General features: G+C 68.0%; 14 protein-coding genes. All 14 read right to left on the bottom strand.

The genetic code is table 11. The features are described from left to right. Window positions 1–10: 10 nt before the first annotated feature. Window positions 11–1,165 carry an LLM class flavin-dependent oxidoreductase gene (locus ACLBYD_RS10965; RefSeq protein WP_447816461.1) on the bottom strand — a complete coding sequence of 385 codons (1,155 nt, stop codon included), beginning with the start codon at window positions 1,163–1,165 and terminating at the stop codon, window positions 11–13. Between the two features lie 71 nt (window positions 1,166–1,236). After that, window positions 1,237–2,070 carry an NAD(P)-dependent oxidoreductase gene (locus tag ACLBYD_RS10960; protein WP_447816460.1) on the bottom strand — a complete coding sequence of 278 codons (834 nt, stop codon included), beginning with the start codon at window positions 2,068–2,070 and terminating at the stop codon, window positions 1,237–1,239. Window positions 2,071–2,209: 139 nt separating this feature from the next. Next, window positions 2,210–3,430, bottom strand: a complete 1,221-nt coding sequence (ribB, locus tag ACLBYD_RS10955) for a 3,4-dihydroxy-2-butanone-4-phosphate synthase (protein WP_447816459.1) — start codon at window positions 3,428–3,430, stop codon at window positions 2,210–2,212. Further along, window positions 3,427–3,924: a flavin reductase family protein gene (locus ACLBYD_RS10950; protein ID WP_447816458.1), complete on the bottom strand. Its 498-nt coding sequence runs from the start codon at window positions 3,922–3,924 to the stop codon at window positions 3,427–3,429. The genes ribB and ACLBYD_RS10950 overlap by 4 nt, the downstream gene beginning before the upstream one ends. Then, window positions 3,921–4,424, bottom strand: a complete 504-nt coding sequence (locus tag ACLBYD_RS10945; RefSeq protein WP_447816457.1) for an NADPH-dependent FMN reductase — start codon at window positions 4,422–4,424, stop codon at window positions 3,921–3,923. Before ACLBYD_RS10945 ends, ACLBYD_RS10950 begins: the two co-directional genes overlap by 4 nt. A 174-nt stretch (window positions 4,425–4,598) precedes the next feature. Then, entirely contained in the window at window positions 4,599–5,867 is a 1,269-nt protein-coding gene (locus ACLBYD_RS10940; protein ID WP_447816456.1) for an LLM class flavin-dependent oxidoreductase, read from the bottom strand. After that, complete coding sequence (locus ACLBYD_RS10935; RefSeq protein ID WP_447816455.1) at window positions 5,864–6,754, bottom strand: LLM class flavin-dependent oxidoreductase; 891 nt, start codon at window positions 6,752–6,754, stop codon at window positions 5,864–5,866. Before ACLBYD_RS10935 ends, ACLBYD_RS10940 begins: the two co-directional genes overlap by 4 nt. Further along, window positions 6,736–7,572 carry an alpha/beta fold hydrolase gene (locus ACLBYD_RS10930; RefSeq protein WP_447816454.1) on the bottom strand — a complete coding sequence of 279 codons (837 nt, stop codon included), beginning with the start codon at window positions 7,570–7,572 and terminating at the stop codon, window positions 6,736–6,738. The genes ACLBYD_RS10935 and ACLBYD_RS10930 overlap by 19 nt, the downstream gene beginning before the upstream one ends. Further along, on the bottom strand, window positions 7,572–8,885 hold the full coding sequence (locus ACLBYD_RS10925; protein ID WP_447816453.1) for an NtaA/DmoA family FMN-dependent monooxygenase: 1,314 nt from the start codon (window positions 8,883–8,885) through the stop codon (window positions 7,572–7,574). Before ACLBYD_RS10925 ends, ACLBYD_RS10930 begins: the two co-directional genes overlap by 1 nt. Window positions 8,886–8,966: 81 nt before the next feature. After that, window positions 8,967–10,490, bottom strand: coding sequence for a sugar ABC transporter ATP-binding protein (locus ACLBYD_RS10920; protein ID WP_447816452.1), 1,524 nt, complete (start codon window positions 10,488–10,490; stop codon window positions 8,967–8,969). Then, window positions 10,487–11,503, bottom strand: coding sequence for an ABC transporter permease (locus ACLBYD_RS10915; RefSeq protein ID WP_016692089.1), 1,017 nt, complete (start codon window positions 11,501–11,503; stop codon window positions 10,487–10,489). The genes ACLBYD_RS10920 and ACLBYD_RS10915 overlap by 4 nt, the downstream gene beginning before the upstream one ends. A 20-nt stretch (window positions 11,504–11,523) precedes the next feature. Further along, complete coding sequence (locus tag ACLBYD_RS10910; RefSeq protein WP_447816451.1) at window positions 11,524–12,669, bottom strand: sugar ABC transporter substrate-binding protein; 1,146 nt, start codon at window positions 12,667–12,669, stop codon at window positions 11,524–11,526. A gap of 363 nt (window positions 12,670–13,032) precedes the next feature. Continuing rightward, window positions 13,033–13,770 carry a UTRA domain-containing protein gene (locus ACLBYD_RS10905; protein WP_447816537.1) on the bottom strand — a complete coding sequence of 246 codons (738 nt, stop codon included), beginning with the start codon at window positions 13,768–13,770 and terminating at the stop codon, window positions 13,033–13,035. Between the two features lie 120 nt (window positions 13,771–13,890). Then, the gene (locus ACLBYD_RS10900) at window positions 13,891–14,694 is read right to left on the bottom strand and encodes a GntR family transcriptional regulator (RefSeq protein WP_447816450.1); all 804 of its coding nucleotides are present in this window, start codon (window positions 14,692–14,694) and stop codon (window positions 13,891–13,893) included. Window positions 14,695–14,807: the final 113 nt, after the last annotated feature.

The following is a 14,807-nucleotide window of genomic DNA, read 5'->3' as shown; positions in this document are numbered from 1 at the left end:
CCCACAGTCGTCAGTGGACCAGCGTCGAGAGCTGTGGCTGCACAACCCGGTCCGGATGAGTCCACAAGTCCCTACGGGCCAGCAGCGGCAGCACACCCTCCCCGAACCAGTACGCCTCCTCGAGATGCGGCACACCCGAGAGCACGAATTCGTCGACACCGGCGGCGTGGTACTCCTCGATCAGTGCGGCAACTTCGGCGTGGCTGCCGACGAGGGACGTGCCCGCGCCACCGCGCACCAGACCCACCCCGCTCCACAGACCCGGATGGATCTCGAGAGTGCGGGCGTCACCGTCGTGGCGGGTGCCGCTGCCGTGGAGTTCGCGCATGCGGCGCTGCCCTTCGGATTCGCTGGCCGCGAGACCGGCCTGGGCGAGCGCGATGTCGTCGGGATCCATGTCGTCCATCAGTCGCTGCGCCTCCGCCCACGCCTGCTCGGAAGTGTCGCGGCTGATGGTGTGCAGGCGGACGCCGAAACGCAGGTCGCGGCCGTACCGTTCCGCCTCGGCCCGCACCCGGGCGATCTTCTCGGCGACCGCGGCCGGCGGCTCACCCCACGTGAGATAGACGTCGGCGTGACGACCCGCGACCGGCAGCGCGGCAGGCGACGAACCACCGAAGTACACCGTCGGCGTCACCGCGGGTGTCCTGTCGAGACGGGCGCCTTCGACGTGGACGTGCTCACCGTCGAGCGACACCAGATCGCCGCGCCACAGTCCGCGCAGGACCGACAGGAATTCGTCGGTGCGACGGTAGCGTTCATCCTTCTCCAGGAAGTCGCCGTAGGCGCGCTGTTCGCTGCTCTCACCACCGGTGACGATGTTGATGAGCAGGCGTCCGTCGGAATGTTCCTGATAGGCGGTGGACATCTGCGCGGCCAGCGTCGGCGACAACGCATCGGGACGGAACGCGACGAGGAACTTCAGGCGTCGCGTCTGCGGGATGAGCATCGATGTGGTGATCCAGGCGTCGACGCATTGCAGGCCGGTCGGGGTCAACGCCGCCTCGAAGCCGAGTTGTTCGGCCGACCGGGCGATCTGACCGAGATAGTCGAGGGTCGCGGGACGATCGGAGGCCTGAGCGCGCAGATCGGCGCCATGGCCACCTCCGACGATCGAGCGGCTGTCACCGGACGTGGGCAGGAACCAGTGGAACGACAGAGACATAGGAAACCTTCGGGGCGGTGTCGATGGGTACGCGGAACTCGGCGATCACCGAGACTCGGTGATCGAGGGAGTCAGCGACGACAACGCCGCGACGAGACGCGGCACAGATCCACATACAGGCGCCAGCTGAGCCACACGGTACGCAGCGCGGCGGGCTGCGTCTCACCGGTGGTGGTCACGGCGTCTCCTGTCGGGCAATGCTCGGTCGCCGACCAGATTATCGCACAGCCTCCTGCTACTGCGTTCGCGGAAGGGCCAACACGCTGCCTCGCCGAGTCGGCCGCACGGCCTCGTCGGCGNNCCGCCGCGGCGAGGCTGCCGTACGAGAGCGCGGCATCCGAGAAGACCGGCTCGGCCAGCACGTACCCGTCACTCTGGACCTCGGCGGACAGACCGGCCGGAGGGACGACGATCAGCCAGTCCGGCGTCGGCGAGGCAGCCTCGAGAGCGAGTCGCTCCCGGGCGTGCGCGCGTGCGAACGGCAGCAATGCGGGCGGGAACAGTTCGGGATCGTCCGCCACCACTCGACCGTCCGGCAGCCGCAGGTCGGCCGACAGACCCACCGTCACGATGCGTACCGCACTGGAGCGGATGCCTGCGAGGATCGCATCGATCACCCGCTCGTAGAAGGATTCGTCGAAGCCGCCGAACGACGCCGGCGGGGCGGAGAAGGGCGTCACCGCATTGATCACCGCGTCCGCGTCCGTGACGGCCCGCGCCACATCGGCCGGATCGGTCGCGTCACCCTCGACGACGGTGACACCGCGCCCCTCGAGCCACGGATGACGGGCAGCCGATCTGACGAGCGCGGTGACCCGGTGCCCCTCCCCGAGCACCCTTCGCGTGATCGCACTTCCCGCACGCCCGCCGGCGCCGAGCACTGTGATTCGCTGCTGCGTCCGCATGCAGGTCACGCTAAGGCCCGCACCGTCGCTCCCACAACGATTTCCGTAACGCCGGCGAAAATCGAACTTCGCTCGCCGAAACGGGGTTTGCCCCTGCTGCAGCAGGGGCGAACCTCGGTTCGTGCAGCGAGGATCCGACTCAGTTCTGCGCCGCGGGCAACATGTGCCCCATCCGCCGCCGCTTCGTCTCGAGATACCGCACGTTCGCCGGTGCGACGCCGACGTGCAGCGGCTCCCGCCCTGCGACGACGATGCCGTTGCCCTCGAGTCCGACGATCTTGGCAGGGTTGTTGGTGAGCAGCCGCACCGAGCCGATGCCGAGATCGTGGAGTATCGCGGCGGCACCGCCGTATTCGCGCCCGTCGGCCGGTTCGTCGAGTTCGAGGTTGGCTGCGACCGTGTCGAAGCCGCCGTCCTGCAATCGGTAGGCCGCGAGCTTCTTGAGCAGGCCGATCCCCCGGCCTTCGTGGCCGCGCAGGTAGACAAGGACGCCGCCTTCCTGCGCGATCCGTTCCAGCGCGGTGTCGAGCTGGGGACCGCACTCGCAGCGTTGCGACGCGAACGACTCGCCCGTCAGGCACTCCGAATGCACCCGGACCAGCGGGGCGTCACTCAGCGGTCCGGCGATGAGCGCCATGTGATCGGCACCGGTGTGGCGGTCGAGATAGCCGACGGCACGGAAGGTTCCGAAGCGGGTCGGCATCGATGCCTCGTCGGCCCTCACGACCCGTCCGGACGGCACCACCGGTGACGGAAACGGATGCGCCGCGCGGTAGCGGATCAACTCCTCGATCGTGAGCACGGGCAGGTCGTACTGCGCGCCCAACGCTTCGATCTCCGGCATGCGCATCATCGATCCGTCGTCGGAGACGAGCTCGGCGATCACACCGACCTGCGGCAGGCCCGCGAGTGCACACAGGTCGACGGCGGCTTCGGTGTGACCGGGACGCTCGAGCACTCCACCCGGGCGGGCCCTCAACGGCAGGATGTGGCCGGGACGGATCAGATCACGCGAGGTGGCCGTCGGGTCGGCGAGCACACGCAGGGTCGTCGCACGATCCGCGGCGCTGATGCCGGTGGTGACGCCCCGCGCGGCGTCGACCGTGACGGTGTAGGCGGTCTGCTTCGGATCCTGGTTGTCGGCGACCATCGCCGGCAGGTCCAGGGCGTCGGCGCGGGCACCGGCCATCGGGGCGCACAGCAGACCCGAGGTGTGCCGGACGGTCCACGCGATCCACTCCGCGGTCGCGTGCTGGGCGGAGAGGATGACGTCGCCCTCGTTCTCCCGGTCGGCGGCGTCCGAGACGAGGACCGGCTTACCCGCCCGCAACGCCTCGAGCGCCGCCTCGATGCGGCTCACGACGCCACCAGACGCCGGAACGAGCTGCGGTGGAAGACGATCGGCTCCGTCGCCTGATCGGCTTCGTCGCAGAACAATTCGTGCACGCGCAGCACGACGATCGCGTGGTCACCGGTCGGCACCTGCTGTTCGATCGACACGTCCATCCGCACACCGCAGCCGTTGACGAACAACGCTCCACCCTCACGGGTTTCGGTCTCGATGCCCGCGAACCGGTCCCCGTTCTTTGCGGCGAGCACCCGGGCCGCGATGTCGTGTTCCGACGACAGGACGCTGATGCCCAGGCGCGGTTGCGCTTCGAGCTTCGGCCAGGTGGACGAACTGTTCTGCACGCAGAACGCCACCAGCGGTGGATCGAGTGAGACGGGAACGAACGTGCTTGCGACCATGCCGATCCGCTCACTGCCGGTGTCGGCGCAGATCGCGACGACACCCGAGGGGACGTGGGCGAACGCGCGGCGCAGGGCGGCGCCGTCGAGGGCGAGGGTGGTCATCGTGCCTCCGTCCGGATGGTGGATCGCAGCACCGGCGCCCAGCGCTCGGCATACTCGGCGATCCGGGTGTCGGTGGTGTAGGTGGAATCGATCAGGTACAGCCCCGCGGCGGGGCAGGTGGCGCCGAGTTCGACGAGCACGGGCTTGAGCAGCAGGTCGGGCGCCATCGCGTGGGCAGGTCCGGCGCCGAGCATGAGCGGCACTGCCGTGACGTCGCGCAGTCCGTCACCGGTGGCGAACTGATCGAGGAACAGCTTCAGGATGCCGGTGTAGGTGGCCTTGAAGGTCGGGCTGGCGAAGACCACGAGGTCGGAGGAGGCGACGGTCTCGACCGCCTCCTTCACCGCGTCGTCGCCCCAGCCGAGCAGGCCCGGACCGAGGGTGACGACGTCGACCACGTGATCGGGGGCCTCCCCGGTGAGCGCGGTGGCCAGCATGGTGGCGGCGTCGAGCGTACGGGAGCCGGGCTTCGGGTTACCGGCAACGACAGTGACCTTCATGTGGATCTCCTTTCGGGCGAGGCTTTCCGCCCGTCACCGGTTATTCGACCCGACGTCTGTGTCGGGAGTGCGACCGAAATGTGGCGTACATATTGCGCCGTTGCACATCGCCCCCGCAGACCGTTCACCTGCGGAAACTGTGCGACGCGGCGGTGATACCGCGGAAAACTCGATCTATCCGCCGGTGGGGACCGACCGGGCGAGGCGCTCCCGGAACGTGCCCTCTGCGTATTCGTTGCGGGTGAGTCCGCGGCGCTGGAGTTCGGGGACCAGACCGTCGAGCACCTCGTCGAGGTAACGCCGGGTGATGAGGCCTCCCCCACCGTGGAAGAGCAGGAACCCGTCGCCGCCGACGATCTCCATCGCTTCCTCCATGCGGTCCGCGACCGTCGCCGGCGTTCCGACCAGGTCGAGGGAGGTCGATTCGCCGGTGCTTCCGAGGACCTGCCGGAGCGAGGATCCCTCGGTCAGCCGCTTCATCGTGTCGAGGATGCTCTGTGCCCCGTTGGTGGTGGCGTCCGCGGGAATCGGTGCATCGAGATCGTAGGTCGAGAAGTCGATCTCGGAGATGTTGGACAGCTGGACGATCCGGCGCAGGAAGTTGTCCGACTCCGGCGAGTACATGCGGTCGCGTTTCGCAGCCGCTTCGGCGTCGGTCTCCCCCAGGATCGGTGTGACCATGTAGAGCACCCGGCACCGGTCCGGGTCGCCGCCGCTGCGTTCGATCCGTTCCCGGATGCCGTCCCGGTACTTCTTCATGGCGTCGATGCCCACCGGGACGGAGACGATCAGGTCGGCCCATTCGGCTGCGAAATCCATGCCCGCGGGTGATCCGCCGGCCTGGCACAGGACGGGCCGCTCCTGCCTGCTCATGGGAGCGGCCGGGCCGTTCACCCGGTAGTAACGCCCGTCGAAGTCGACTCCGTCGGTACCCGACCACATCTCGGAGGTCACGCGGAGGTACTCATCGGCGCGGAGGTAGCGCTCGTCGTGTTCCCACAGCTTCTCCAGCCCGACGTTCCGGGCTGCAAGATCCTCGAACGAGGTGACGATGTTCCACCCGCTCCGGCCGTCGGACAGTTCATCGAGCGTCGCTTGCATCCGCGCCAGCCGATCCGGCGGGTACAGGCTCGTGCTCATGGTGGTCACCACGCCGAGGCGGCTGGTTTCCTGGGAGATGGCCGCTGCCAGCGGAAGCGGATCGTGTTTGGGGGCCTTCACGGTGGCCTTGAACTCCGCGACCATGTCACCGCCGAAGTTCTCCGGAACGACGCTCGAATCCTCGAGCATGACGAAGTCGATGCAACTGCGCTCGAGGGCCTTGGCCATGTCCACGTAGAAACTGCCGTCGGTCCATGCCCGCGGATCCGGTCCTGCCCAGGGCCGGTTCCATCCAATGGGCATGTAGTTGACGAACCATCCGAGCGTCATCGGCTCGTTCATACCGGTACCTCCTGTTCGGCGTGATACGGGACGAACTCGAAATCGGATGCGCTCAGACCGAATCGGTCGCGCAGGAGACCACACCTCGGAGCGGGCACGAGCGCCGGGAGCGTCTCGTGCAGCACCTGCCCGAGCAGACGGCCGTCGGTGACGCCGCAGAAGGCGTAGCCGTCGGCCGAGGTCACCGGGGGTGCGGCCGCGGCGTCCCCCGCGACTTTCAACAACACCCGATCCGCGCTCGCCCGCGCTGCGGGAATGTCCTCCTCGGATCCGACGACGAGAACGTCGGCGACGTCCGATTCTGCTGCGTTCGGCCGATATTCGGCGAAGCGCACCGCGCGTCCCTGTGGTGGGCGGGGCGCGTTCAGCGGACCGCGGGTGGAGAAGTAGGGGCCGTGATAGTTCGTGACGTGGACGCAGTCGGCATCCACGTACCGCCCGGAGGACACGTCCGCGACGAGAGCGTCGGGCTCCCACGAGTTGCCGAGCGCGGCGGTCGCGGCGAGATAATCGGCGAGCGCGTCCTGCCGTTCCGCCGCGCTCGCGGCGCCGGCCGACCAGCGTCCACTGTCGTCGGAACAGGTGGTGCCGGTGTCGCGACCGGAGACGAGCCATCCCGCGCGGCCACGGGTCAGGGCGTCGAGCGTGCCCAGGGCTCGGGCGGTGAGGAAGGGCGGCTGGCTCCACGGCGAGATCTCTGCGACGAGACCGATCCGCGACGCACGCCGTGAGGCAGCCGCAGCGAGCAACAACGCCTCCGGGCAGTCCGCCTCGCCGGGAAGGACCACCGCATCGGCACCGGCGAGATCGAGGTGGAGGACGGTGCGGAGCATCGTCGCAGCGTTGCCGGGTTCGAGGAACCACACGGCTATCGGGCTGGTGGGCATTCGACCTCCTCGGAGACGTCGGTGAGGAATTCGATGTAGTGCTCGAGGACCGTGGCGGGATCCTGGTCGAGGATGTATCCGCCGCCCTCGAGGGGGACGTACCGTGCGTGTGGGATCGCGCGCCTCGTTTCCGGGACGTAGGGATGGAGCACGTCGGAGGTGCCGCACAGCAGCAGCGCCGGGGCCGCGACCGCCTCCAGCAGAGCACCGACATCGGTGGAGAAGACGGCGAGATACGCTTCGTGCCAACGCACTCCGGCCCGGAGCTTGTCCACCACCTCGCGATGCCGGAGGGCGACGTCCGGCGCGAACGCGAGGTCCGCATCGATCGTTCCGACCTGTTCCCAGGCCGTCAGCAGATGTGCACCGTCGGCGGCCGGCGTCATCGCCGTGACTCCGGCGTGCCACCGGGCACGGTCCTCGGGCGACATGGCCACCGCTCCGACCATCGCCAGACTCGCGGTCCGGCCGGGGTGACGCGCTGCGATCGTCGCGGCGATCGCGGCGCCGGTGTGATGCCCCAGCAGGTGCGCGTGCTGGACACCGAGGGCGTCGAGCAGCGCGATCATGTCGTCGGCCCACCACTGCAGGGCGTACTGCTCACGTGGGGCGAAGGACATCCCGAAGCCCGGAGTGTCCGGGGCGATCAGCGTGTAGCGCTCGCCGTGGCCGGCCGCGAGGAACTTCGCGGCGAACGCCTCGTACATCTCCGACGACGAGGCCGTCTGGTGCAGCAGGAGCACGACCTCGGGGCCCGACCCCGCCGTGCGGGCGTGAACCTGCCCGCACGGCGTGTCGACATAGATGCGATACATCATCAGCTGAACGAGCGGAGATTCTCGCGCAGCGTGGAGTGGGCGTAGTCGGTACGCAGCAGGCCGCGGCGCTGCAGCGCGGGAGCGACACCGTCGGTCATCTCGGCGATCGACTGGCGACTGATGGGCTGTCCGTAGATGAGGAAACCGTCGCCACCGACCTCCTGCATGAACTCGTCCATCTGCGCGGCGATCGAGTCCGGGGTACCGACCATCTCGGTGGTCTGGACGCGCATTCCGCTGAAGCCCTCGCGGATGGTGCGGCCGCCGAGCTGCTTGCGCCAGACCTCGAGCTGGCTCTGGTGCCCGTTGGTCGAGACGTCGTCCGGAATCGGCTGATCCGGGTCGAACTGGGAGAAGTCGATCTCCATGGTCGCCGCGAAGTGCGCCATCTGGACCTCGAAGTTGTGTTCCTTGCGGGCGTACCAGGCGGCGTTCTTCTCCTTGGCCTCCTGTTCCGTCTCACCGACGATCGGGTACACCACCGAGAACACCTTGATGTCGTCGGGATTGCGGCCGAACTTGGCCGCTCGGGCACGAATGTCGGCGCGGTATTCCTTCGCCCCCTCGACGCCGTGCGGGATGGTGAGGATGATGTCGGCGTGCTCGGCGGCGAAGTCGCGGCCGCGCGGCGATCCGCCTGCCTGGCAGAAGACCGGACGCCCACCCGGTCCCGGAGGAACGTTCAGCGGTCCGCGGGACTTGTAGAAGCGACCTTCGTGGTGGATCGGATGGACCTTCTTGTAGTCGGCGTAGTAGCCGCTCTCCGGGTCGGCGAGGATGGCACCGTCCTCCCATGATCCCCACAGCTTCATCGCGACGTCGACGAACTCCTCGGCCATCTCGTACCGGAGATCGTGTTCCGGCAGTTTGTCGAGGCCGTAGTTCTGGGCGGCGAGGTCCTCGCTGGAGGTCACGATGTTCCAGCCCACTCGGCCACCGGTGAGGTTGTTGAGCGTCGCGAACTGCCGTGCCAGCTGGTAGGGGTGGTAGAAGGTCGTCGAGGCGGTGGCGATGATGCCGATGTGCTCGGTGGCGGCGGCGAGCATCGAGGCGGCCACGACCGGGTCCATCTTCGGTGCGTAGCGGGCGTGCTTGAGTTCGATCTCGGCGGTGCCGCGGTAGATGTCGCTCACCATGAGCGAGTCCTCGATCATGAGGAAGTCGAAGCCGGCCCGCTCGAGGTTCCGGACCATGTCGACGTAGAAGCGACCGTTGAAGTAATTGGTGGTGGCGTCGATGCCGCTGTACGGCGACTTCCATTCAGGGGCAGCGAGGTTGCCGAACCAGCCGAGACGGAACGGATCTGCAGTCATGTTCGTGGTCCTTCTCTTCGTCGAACGCGGTCCCGCTGTCGCGGGGCCCGGAGTCTGTGCCGTCGGGATCCGACGGCGAGGTCAGTGGGTTGCCAGGAGTGCGTCGTCCGCCGGGGACTCGCACGCTTCGAGCAGTTGCTGCTCGGTCGATCGCGGACCGGACAGTTCGTCGATGAGGCGGCCGTGGTGGAGCACCAGCACCCGATGGCACACGGCCGCGAGGAGTTCGTGCTCACCGGAGAACACCACCACCGCAGCGCCCTTCGTCGCTGCTGCCATCGCGTCGGCGAGCAGGTCCTTGGCCGAGCCGGGATCCACACCCTGGGTCGGTTCGTCCAGGAGCAGGACCTTGGGGTCCAGTTGTAGCCATTTCGCGAACACGACCTTCTGCTGGTTGCCGCCGCTGAAGGCGGACATCGGCAGTTCGGGCCGGTTGGGGTGGACGTTCACCTCGGTCATCAGCCGGGCGGCACGCTCACGCATCGCGTTGATGTCCAGCCCTTTCCAGCGCCGGTGCCGGTGCACCACGGGGAGGATCACGTTCTCCTCGGCGGTGCCTTCCACCCAGCATCCGTCACGCAGCCGGTTTCCCGGGACGAGGGTCATCCCGTGGTCGATCGCCTGCCGCGGATCGCTCGCGCGCAGTTCGGTTCCGTCCACCACGACGGTTCCGGCGGTGGGCTTCTCGTCCCCGGCCAGAAGCATCGGCAGTTCTTCCTGCCCCATGCCCGCAAGCCCGGTGACTCCGACGACCTCGCCGGCGCGGACCGTGAGATCGACGTCCGCGACGCGCCGGCCGCTGAGTCCCCGCACCGTCAGGCGCGGGGCGCCGAACTCCACGCCGGGAGGAGCCGGGTAGAAGTCGTCCATGCGCCGCCCGAGCATGTGGGCGACGAGTTCGGAGCGGCTCGTGTCCTCGATCGCGACCTCGACGACGTCGCGGCCGGCGCGCATCACCGTCGCGCGGTCGCACACCTCCATGACCTCGGCGAGCCGATGGCTGATGAAGATCACGCCGGCACCGGTGTCCGCGACGCGCCGCATGAGCGCCAGCAGCCGGGACGCTTCGGGACGGGGCAGAGCAGCGGTCGGCTCGTCGAGGATGAACAGCTGCTCGTCGGTGTTGCCGTCCATCAGGCGCATGGCCCGCACCACCGCGAGCAGGGCGCGCTCCGCGGGGCTGAGGGTCGACACCTGGGCGTCGAGCGGGAAGTCGAATCCGAGCCGGTTCATCAGTTCCCGGTAGACGGCCTTCTCCCGTCCGACCCGCACCGGGGCCAGCAGACGAGCACCGTACCTGGCGTTCGCTCCCAGGTTCTCGAGCACGGTCATGTCATCGACCAGCCCGATGTCCTGGTGGATGACGGCGATGCCGTGTTTGTGCGGAGCATCCACCGGCAGGGTCAGGGTGCGGCCGAACACCTCGACCGAACCCTCGTCCGGCGTCACCACCCCGGTCAGCGACTTCACCAGTGTGCTCTTGCCGCAACCGTTCTGGCCGAGCAGAGCGTGGACCTCGCCGGGGCGGACGTGCAGGTTCAGGCCGTCGAGCGCGACCGCGCCGCCGTAGGACTTGCGCAGGCCGACCACGTTGAGTGCCGTCATGTCCGGGCTCCTGCCCGGCGCTTGCCGACCAGCTTGGCGGCGGTGACCGACACGATGAGCGCGAGTCCGTAGAAGACGTTGGTCACCCAGGTCTGTGCGCCGAGCAACTGGAGTGCGGTGATGCCGACTGTCAGCAGGTAGAGGGCGGCCACGGTGCCCCACGCGTTGAACCGGCCCACGGTGATCGCGGTCGCGCCGAGGAAGGCTGCCGCGAAGGGCTGCAGCATGTACTGGGCGCCGACGCTCGGGTCGACCGCTCCGAAGTATCCGGCGAAGCAGATACCGATGAAGGCCGCGATCAGACCCGACACGATGTACGCCGAGGTCCGGATGCGGTCGACGGAGATGCCGGCCAACCGTGCCGCGGCGCGGTTGCCCCCGATGAAGACCGTGTACCGGCCGAGCGGCGTGCGCTGGTAGACGTACCAGAGGACCACCACGAGCACCCAGGCGTACCAGGTGATCATCGGCAGTCCGAGCAACTGCGAGCGGGAGAAGTTCACGAAACCGTCGGGGACGCCGGCCACGATCCGGCTGTCGGTGATCAGGTACGCGAAACCTGCCAGCGCCGTGTACGAGCCGAGTGTGGCGACGAACGAGTCGACACCCACCCGCACCACGATGAGTGCGTTGATGGCTCCGACCAGCGCGCCGAGGGCGAGGGCGGTGAGGATCGCGACGTAGGCCGGATAGCCGTTCTTCGTCATCACGGCCACGATCGCCGCTGTCGCCACCATCGTCTGCGAGATGGAGAGGTCGAAGTCTCCGAGCCGGAGCACGATAGTCGCGGTCAGAGCGAGCAGGAGCACCAGGGACTGGGCGTTGAGCATCGTGGTGAACAACGATGCCGTGCGGAACTGAGGGAGGGTGGCGACACACAGCAGGACGAGCAGTCCGAGTGCGCCGACGAGGGCCCAGCGTTCGAACGCCCCGTCGAAGCGGGAGGAACTCTTCGTCACGGGGGATACCGTCTCCGTGAGCGTCGTGTCGGGGGTCGTGGCGGAAGTCGTCATGGGATCTCCTGTTCGGCCGGTTATTGAGCCGAGGACCACGCGGACACGAATGCCACCTGGTAGTCCGAGTATTCGGGCGCGATCGACTCGACGCTCGCATCACCCACGTTGTCGGCGTCGACGACGCGGGTCGGGATCACGTAGCCCGGGGCGCTCTCACCGAGGATCGCGCGGGCGAGGTCGTCGACGGCCAGCCAGCCGATCCAGCCGGCGGGCGGGGTCGCGATGTCCATGTCCTGGCCGGAACCGCCCGCGATCGCGTCGAGGTTCGGTTGCAGACCGTCGCGGCTGAGGACCTTGGCCTTGGAGTTGGCCGCGGCCAGCACGGGGTCGACGTAGGTCACGGCGCTGTCCCACACGGGGAAGATGTAGTCGATGTCGGGTTGGCGCTGCAGCGTGGTCTGCAGCTGGCTGCCCACATCGGTCGCCACGTTGGCGACGTCGACGTCGATGATCGTCACGGTGCAGTCGGGACATTCCGCCTCGATCTGCGACTTCGCGCCCTGGGCGAGGTAGTCCCACACGGTGACCGAGGTGGACGAGATGATCGCCAGGTTCCCGGCGCAGCCGCTGTCGGCCATGACCCAGTCGGCGGCCATCGCCCCGTCGGCGCTGAAGTCCGCGGTGAGGTTGCCGTACATGCCCGACGGGACCGCGTCGTCCGGATCGGAGTTGAGGGTGTTCTGCACCGGGATGCCGGCGGCTTCGGCGGAGGCCAGTGCCGACGACACCACGCTCGGATCGATACCGACCAGGATGATGCCGGCCGCCTTCTGCGCGACGGCCTGTTCGATGCCTTCGTTGAAGCGGTTGGTCATGCCCTGGCCGTCGAAGCGGACCACCTTCATCCCGGCGGCCTCGGCGGCTTCCTCGACACCTTCGACCATGTCCACCGAGAACTGGTTCATCGTCACGGTGATGAACCAGATGGTGTCGCCCTGGAGCGCGGCGAGGTCCAGGGGTGCGGTCGGGGCGATCAGCTCGGACGGAGCGGTCGCGGCGGCGAGACGCGTCTGGACGCCGTCGACGCATTCCTGCGCCGAGGCGGAGAGGGTCCTGTCCGTAGTGTCGTCCGATCCGACGTCGGTGGCCGCCGTGCAGGCGGACAGTGCGAGCGACGCACCGAGGAAGAGGGCCCCGACGGCCGTATGCTTGAGCGATTTCATGCGTTCTCCGGTTCCAGCTACACGCCCGTGATGCAGTGCATCGGCCGGGCACGGGATCGAGTTCACGGCGACACCACAACTCGTTCGCCTCAGTGACGACGATCAGTCAACGCGGCATCGATTTCGCCGCCTGGTCGACGCATTTGCGCGTCGATTTCGCCGTGTAACCCTCTCGGGCGCTGCATCCGGTGAGCGATTCGTGCAGGTCGACGGGGTCGGCCGGTCCGGGCTCGATCCGGCATCCGGTCAATACGCCGAGAGCGCTCCCCTATTCGCCGGGGCCGCACTCCCCCGGAAAACGGAAATGCCTGCATTCCTTCCGGAATGCGGGCACGTCCTCCCGAGCCGATCGTCAGGTGCGGGTCACTGCCCCACCCGTTCGGGTTCCGTGCCGAGCGGGAAGGACACCCGATCGGCCCGGTAGTACGAGAAGGTGTACTCCTGCACGGTCCCCTCCACATCGCGCAGGAGCTGTTCGCGCATGAGTACGGGGGAACCCTCGCGCAGGCCGAGTACGCGGGCGGTGTCCGTGTCGCAGGCGACGGCGTCGATCACGGTGTCCACCTTGCCCAACGGGACGCCGTAGACCAGTGCGAAGGCGTCGGCGAGGCTCGGGCAGCGTTGCCACACCTTGGGCTGCTCGTACTGCTCGCGGTAGTAGGCCATCCGTACCCCCAACGGTTCCACGCCGGAACTCGTCACGTGTTCGAAGACGTGCTCGACGAGTCCCACACGGGTGTCGTGGGTTCCGAGCCGCGTCCTGATGGACGGCCCCGACGGCACCACGCGATTGTCTGTCTGCCGCACCGCGAAACCGGGTGGGGTGTGCCACGGAAGGATGTCGTCGACGGGGACCTGGAAGTACTCCTGTCGCACTCGGGTTCCCGTACGCCGGCGCCGCTCCACCAGTCCGTCGGCCGCGAGTTGCTGGAGTGCCTCCCGGACCCGGGCCCGCGGAATACCCATGGTCTTGACGAGGCGGTCCTCGACGAGTTGTTCGTCGTCGACGAGAAAACCCGACCTGATCAACGATCGGATCAAGCCGTATGCGCGGCGTGTCTGATTCGTCGAACCTCGCACTGATGAATCGTCGCGACGCATGTCCTGCTGCACTGTGCCTCCTGGAACACCGACCGGACTCCACGCCGGTCATGGGTCGTTTCTATCCCATCGGCGTTTCGAAATCGTTACGAGGACAATCCCACTCGACTCCGATGTCTCTCAGCGCAGGGGGTGGTGTCGCTCCGGGTCCTGCCCGCCGGTCGCGTGCAGGTGCGGAGAGGCGACCGCGGCGGTCGACGGACGCCCGTGGACGAAGGTGACACGGTCGGCGCGGTAGTGGTCGAATGCGATCTGGATGGGGCGCTCGTGGGAGTCGTAGAAGGTCTGGTTGCGTACGACGACCGCGGAGCCCTCGGCGATCCCGAGGATCCGGGCGGTGCGCGCGTCGGCCGTCGTCGCTCCGATCGAGGTGTCGATCCGCGACACGGTGCGTCCGAAGAACCGGGCGGCCACCTCGCTCATCGCCGCGCGCCCGTCGTAGCTCACCGCCTCGAAGGAGCATCGGAAGTACGCCGTGCGGATACCGATTACGGTGCCGTGCAGCACGAACGTGTTCTCCACCATCCGCAGACGACGATCCGAGGTCGACAGCCGGGTCCTGAGCAGTGAGGTGCTGGGAACCGTGCGTTGTTCGGTGATGACGATGTCCATCTCGTCCGGGGGTCCGTCGGCGAGACGGATGTCCTCCAACGCGATCCGCACTCCCGTGTTCACCACGATCGTGCCGCTGCGCGGATGCCGTTCGACGACTCCCTCATCCGCCAGTTTCCGGAGTGCCTCACGGACGGCGGTGCGGCTCGCGTCGAGGTGGGCGATCAGCTGATCCTCGACGAGCACCTGGTCCTCGGCGTAGATGCCGTGATGCACCGAGGCCAGCAACATGTCGTGCACGCGCCGCGAGAGGGTGTTGCGGTTGCCGGCCGAGCCACCCACCGCGCGGGGATGCGTGGCTCGCTCTCTCATGATGACGTTCTCTCTCATACTTCTCGGTCTCCGGAAACTACGGGCCGGTGGACAGCGGAGGTGCCGAACCGGTCGAGGACCGCACCGGGTGGATGCGGCCCTCGATCGGTTCC

It is taken from the genome of Rhodococcus sp. C26F (genome assembly GCF_053345925.1).
This window is presented reverse-complemented; position numbering and strand designations above follow the sequence as displayed.

Excerpts from the sequence above, each read along its gene's own strand:
- ACLBYD_RS10965 (WP_447816461.1), bottom strand. The coding sequence starts at position 1,165 with ATGTCTCTGTCGTTCCACTGGTTCCTGCCCACGTCCGGTGACAGCCGC.
- ACLBYD_RS10950 (WP_447816458.1), bottom strand. The coding sequence starts at position 3,924 with ATGACCACCCTCGCCCTCGACGGCGCCGCCCTGCGCCGCGCGTTCGCC.
- ACLBYD_RS10945 (WP_447816457.1), bottom strand. The coding sequence starts at position 4,424 with ATGAAGGTCACTGTCGTTGCCGGTAACCCGAAGCCCGGCTCCCGTACG.
- ACLBYD_RS10940 (WP_447816456.1), bottom strand. The coding sequence starts at position 5,867 with ATGAACGAGCCGATGACGCTCGGATGGTTCGTCAACTACATGCCCATT.
- ACLBYD_RS10935 (WP_447816455.1), bottom strand. The coding sequence starts at position 6,754 with ATGCCCACCAGCCCGATAGCCGTGTGGTTCCTCGAACCCGGCAACGCT.
- ACLBYD_RS10930 (WP_447816454.1), bottom strand. The coding sequence starts at position 7,572 with ATGATGTATCGCATCTATGTCGACACGCCGTGCGGGCAGGTTCACGCC.
- ACLBYD_RS10925 (WP_447816453.1), bottom strand. The coding sequence starts at position 8,885 with ATGACTGCAGATCCGTTCCGTCTCGGCTGGTTCGGCAACCTCGCTGCC.
- ACLBYD_RS10920 (WP_447816452.1), bottom strand. The coding sequence starts at position 10,490 with ATGACGGCACTCAACGTGGTCGGCCTGCGCAAGTCCTACGGCGGCGCG.
- ACLBYD_RS10915 (WP_016692089.1), bottom strand. The coding sequence starts at position 11,503 with ATGACGACTTCCGCCACGACCCCCGACACGACGCTCACGGAGACGGTA.
- ACLBYD_RS10910 (WP_447816451.1), bottom strand. The coding sequence starts at position 12,669 with ATGAAATCGCTCAAGCATACGGCCGTCGGGGCCCTCTTCCTCGGTGCG.
- ACLBYD_RS10905 (WP_447816537.1), bottom strand. The coding sequence starts at position 13,770 with ATGCGTCGCGACGATTCATCAGTGCGAGGTTCGACGAATCAGACACGC.
- ACLBYD_RS10900 (WP_447816450.1), bottom strand. The coding sequence starts at position 14,694 with ATGAGAGAGCGAGCCACGCATCCCCGCGCGGTGGGTGGCTCGGCCGGC.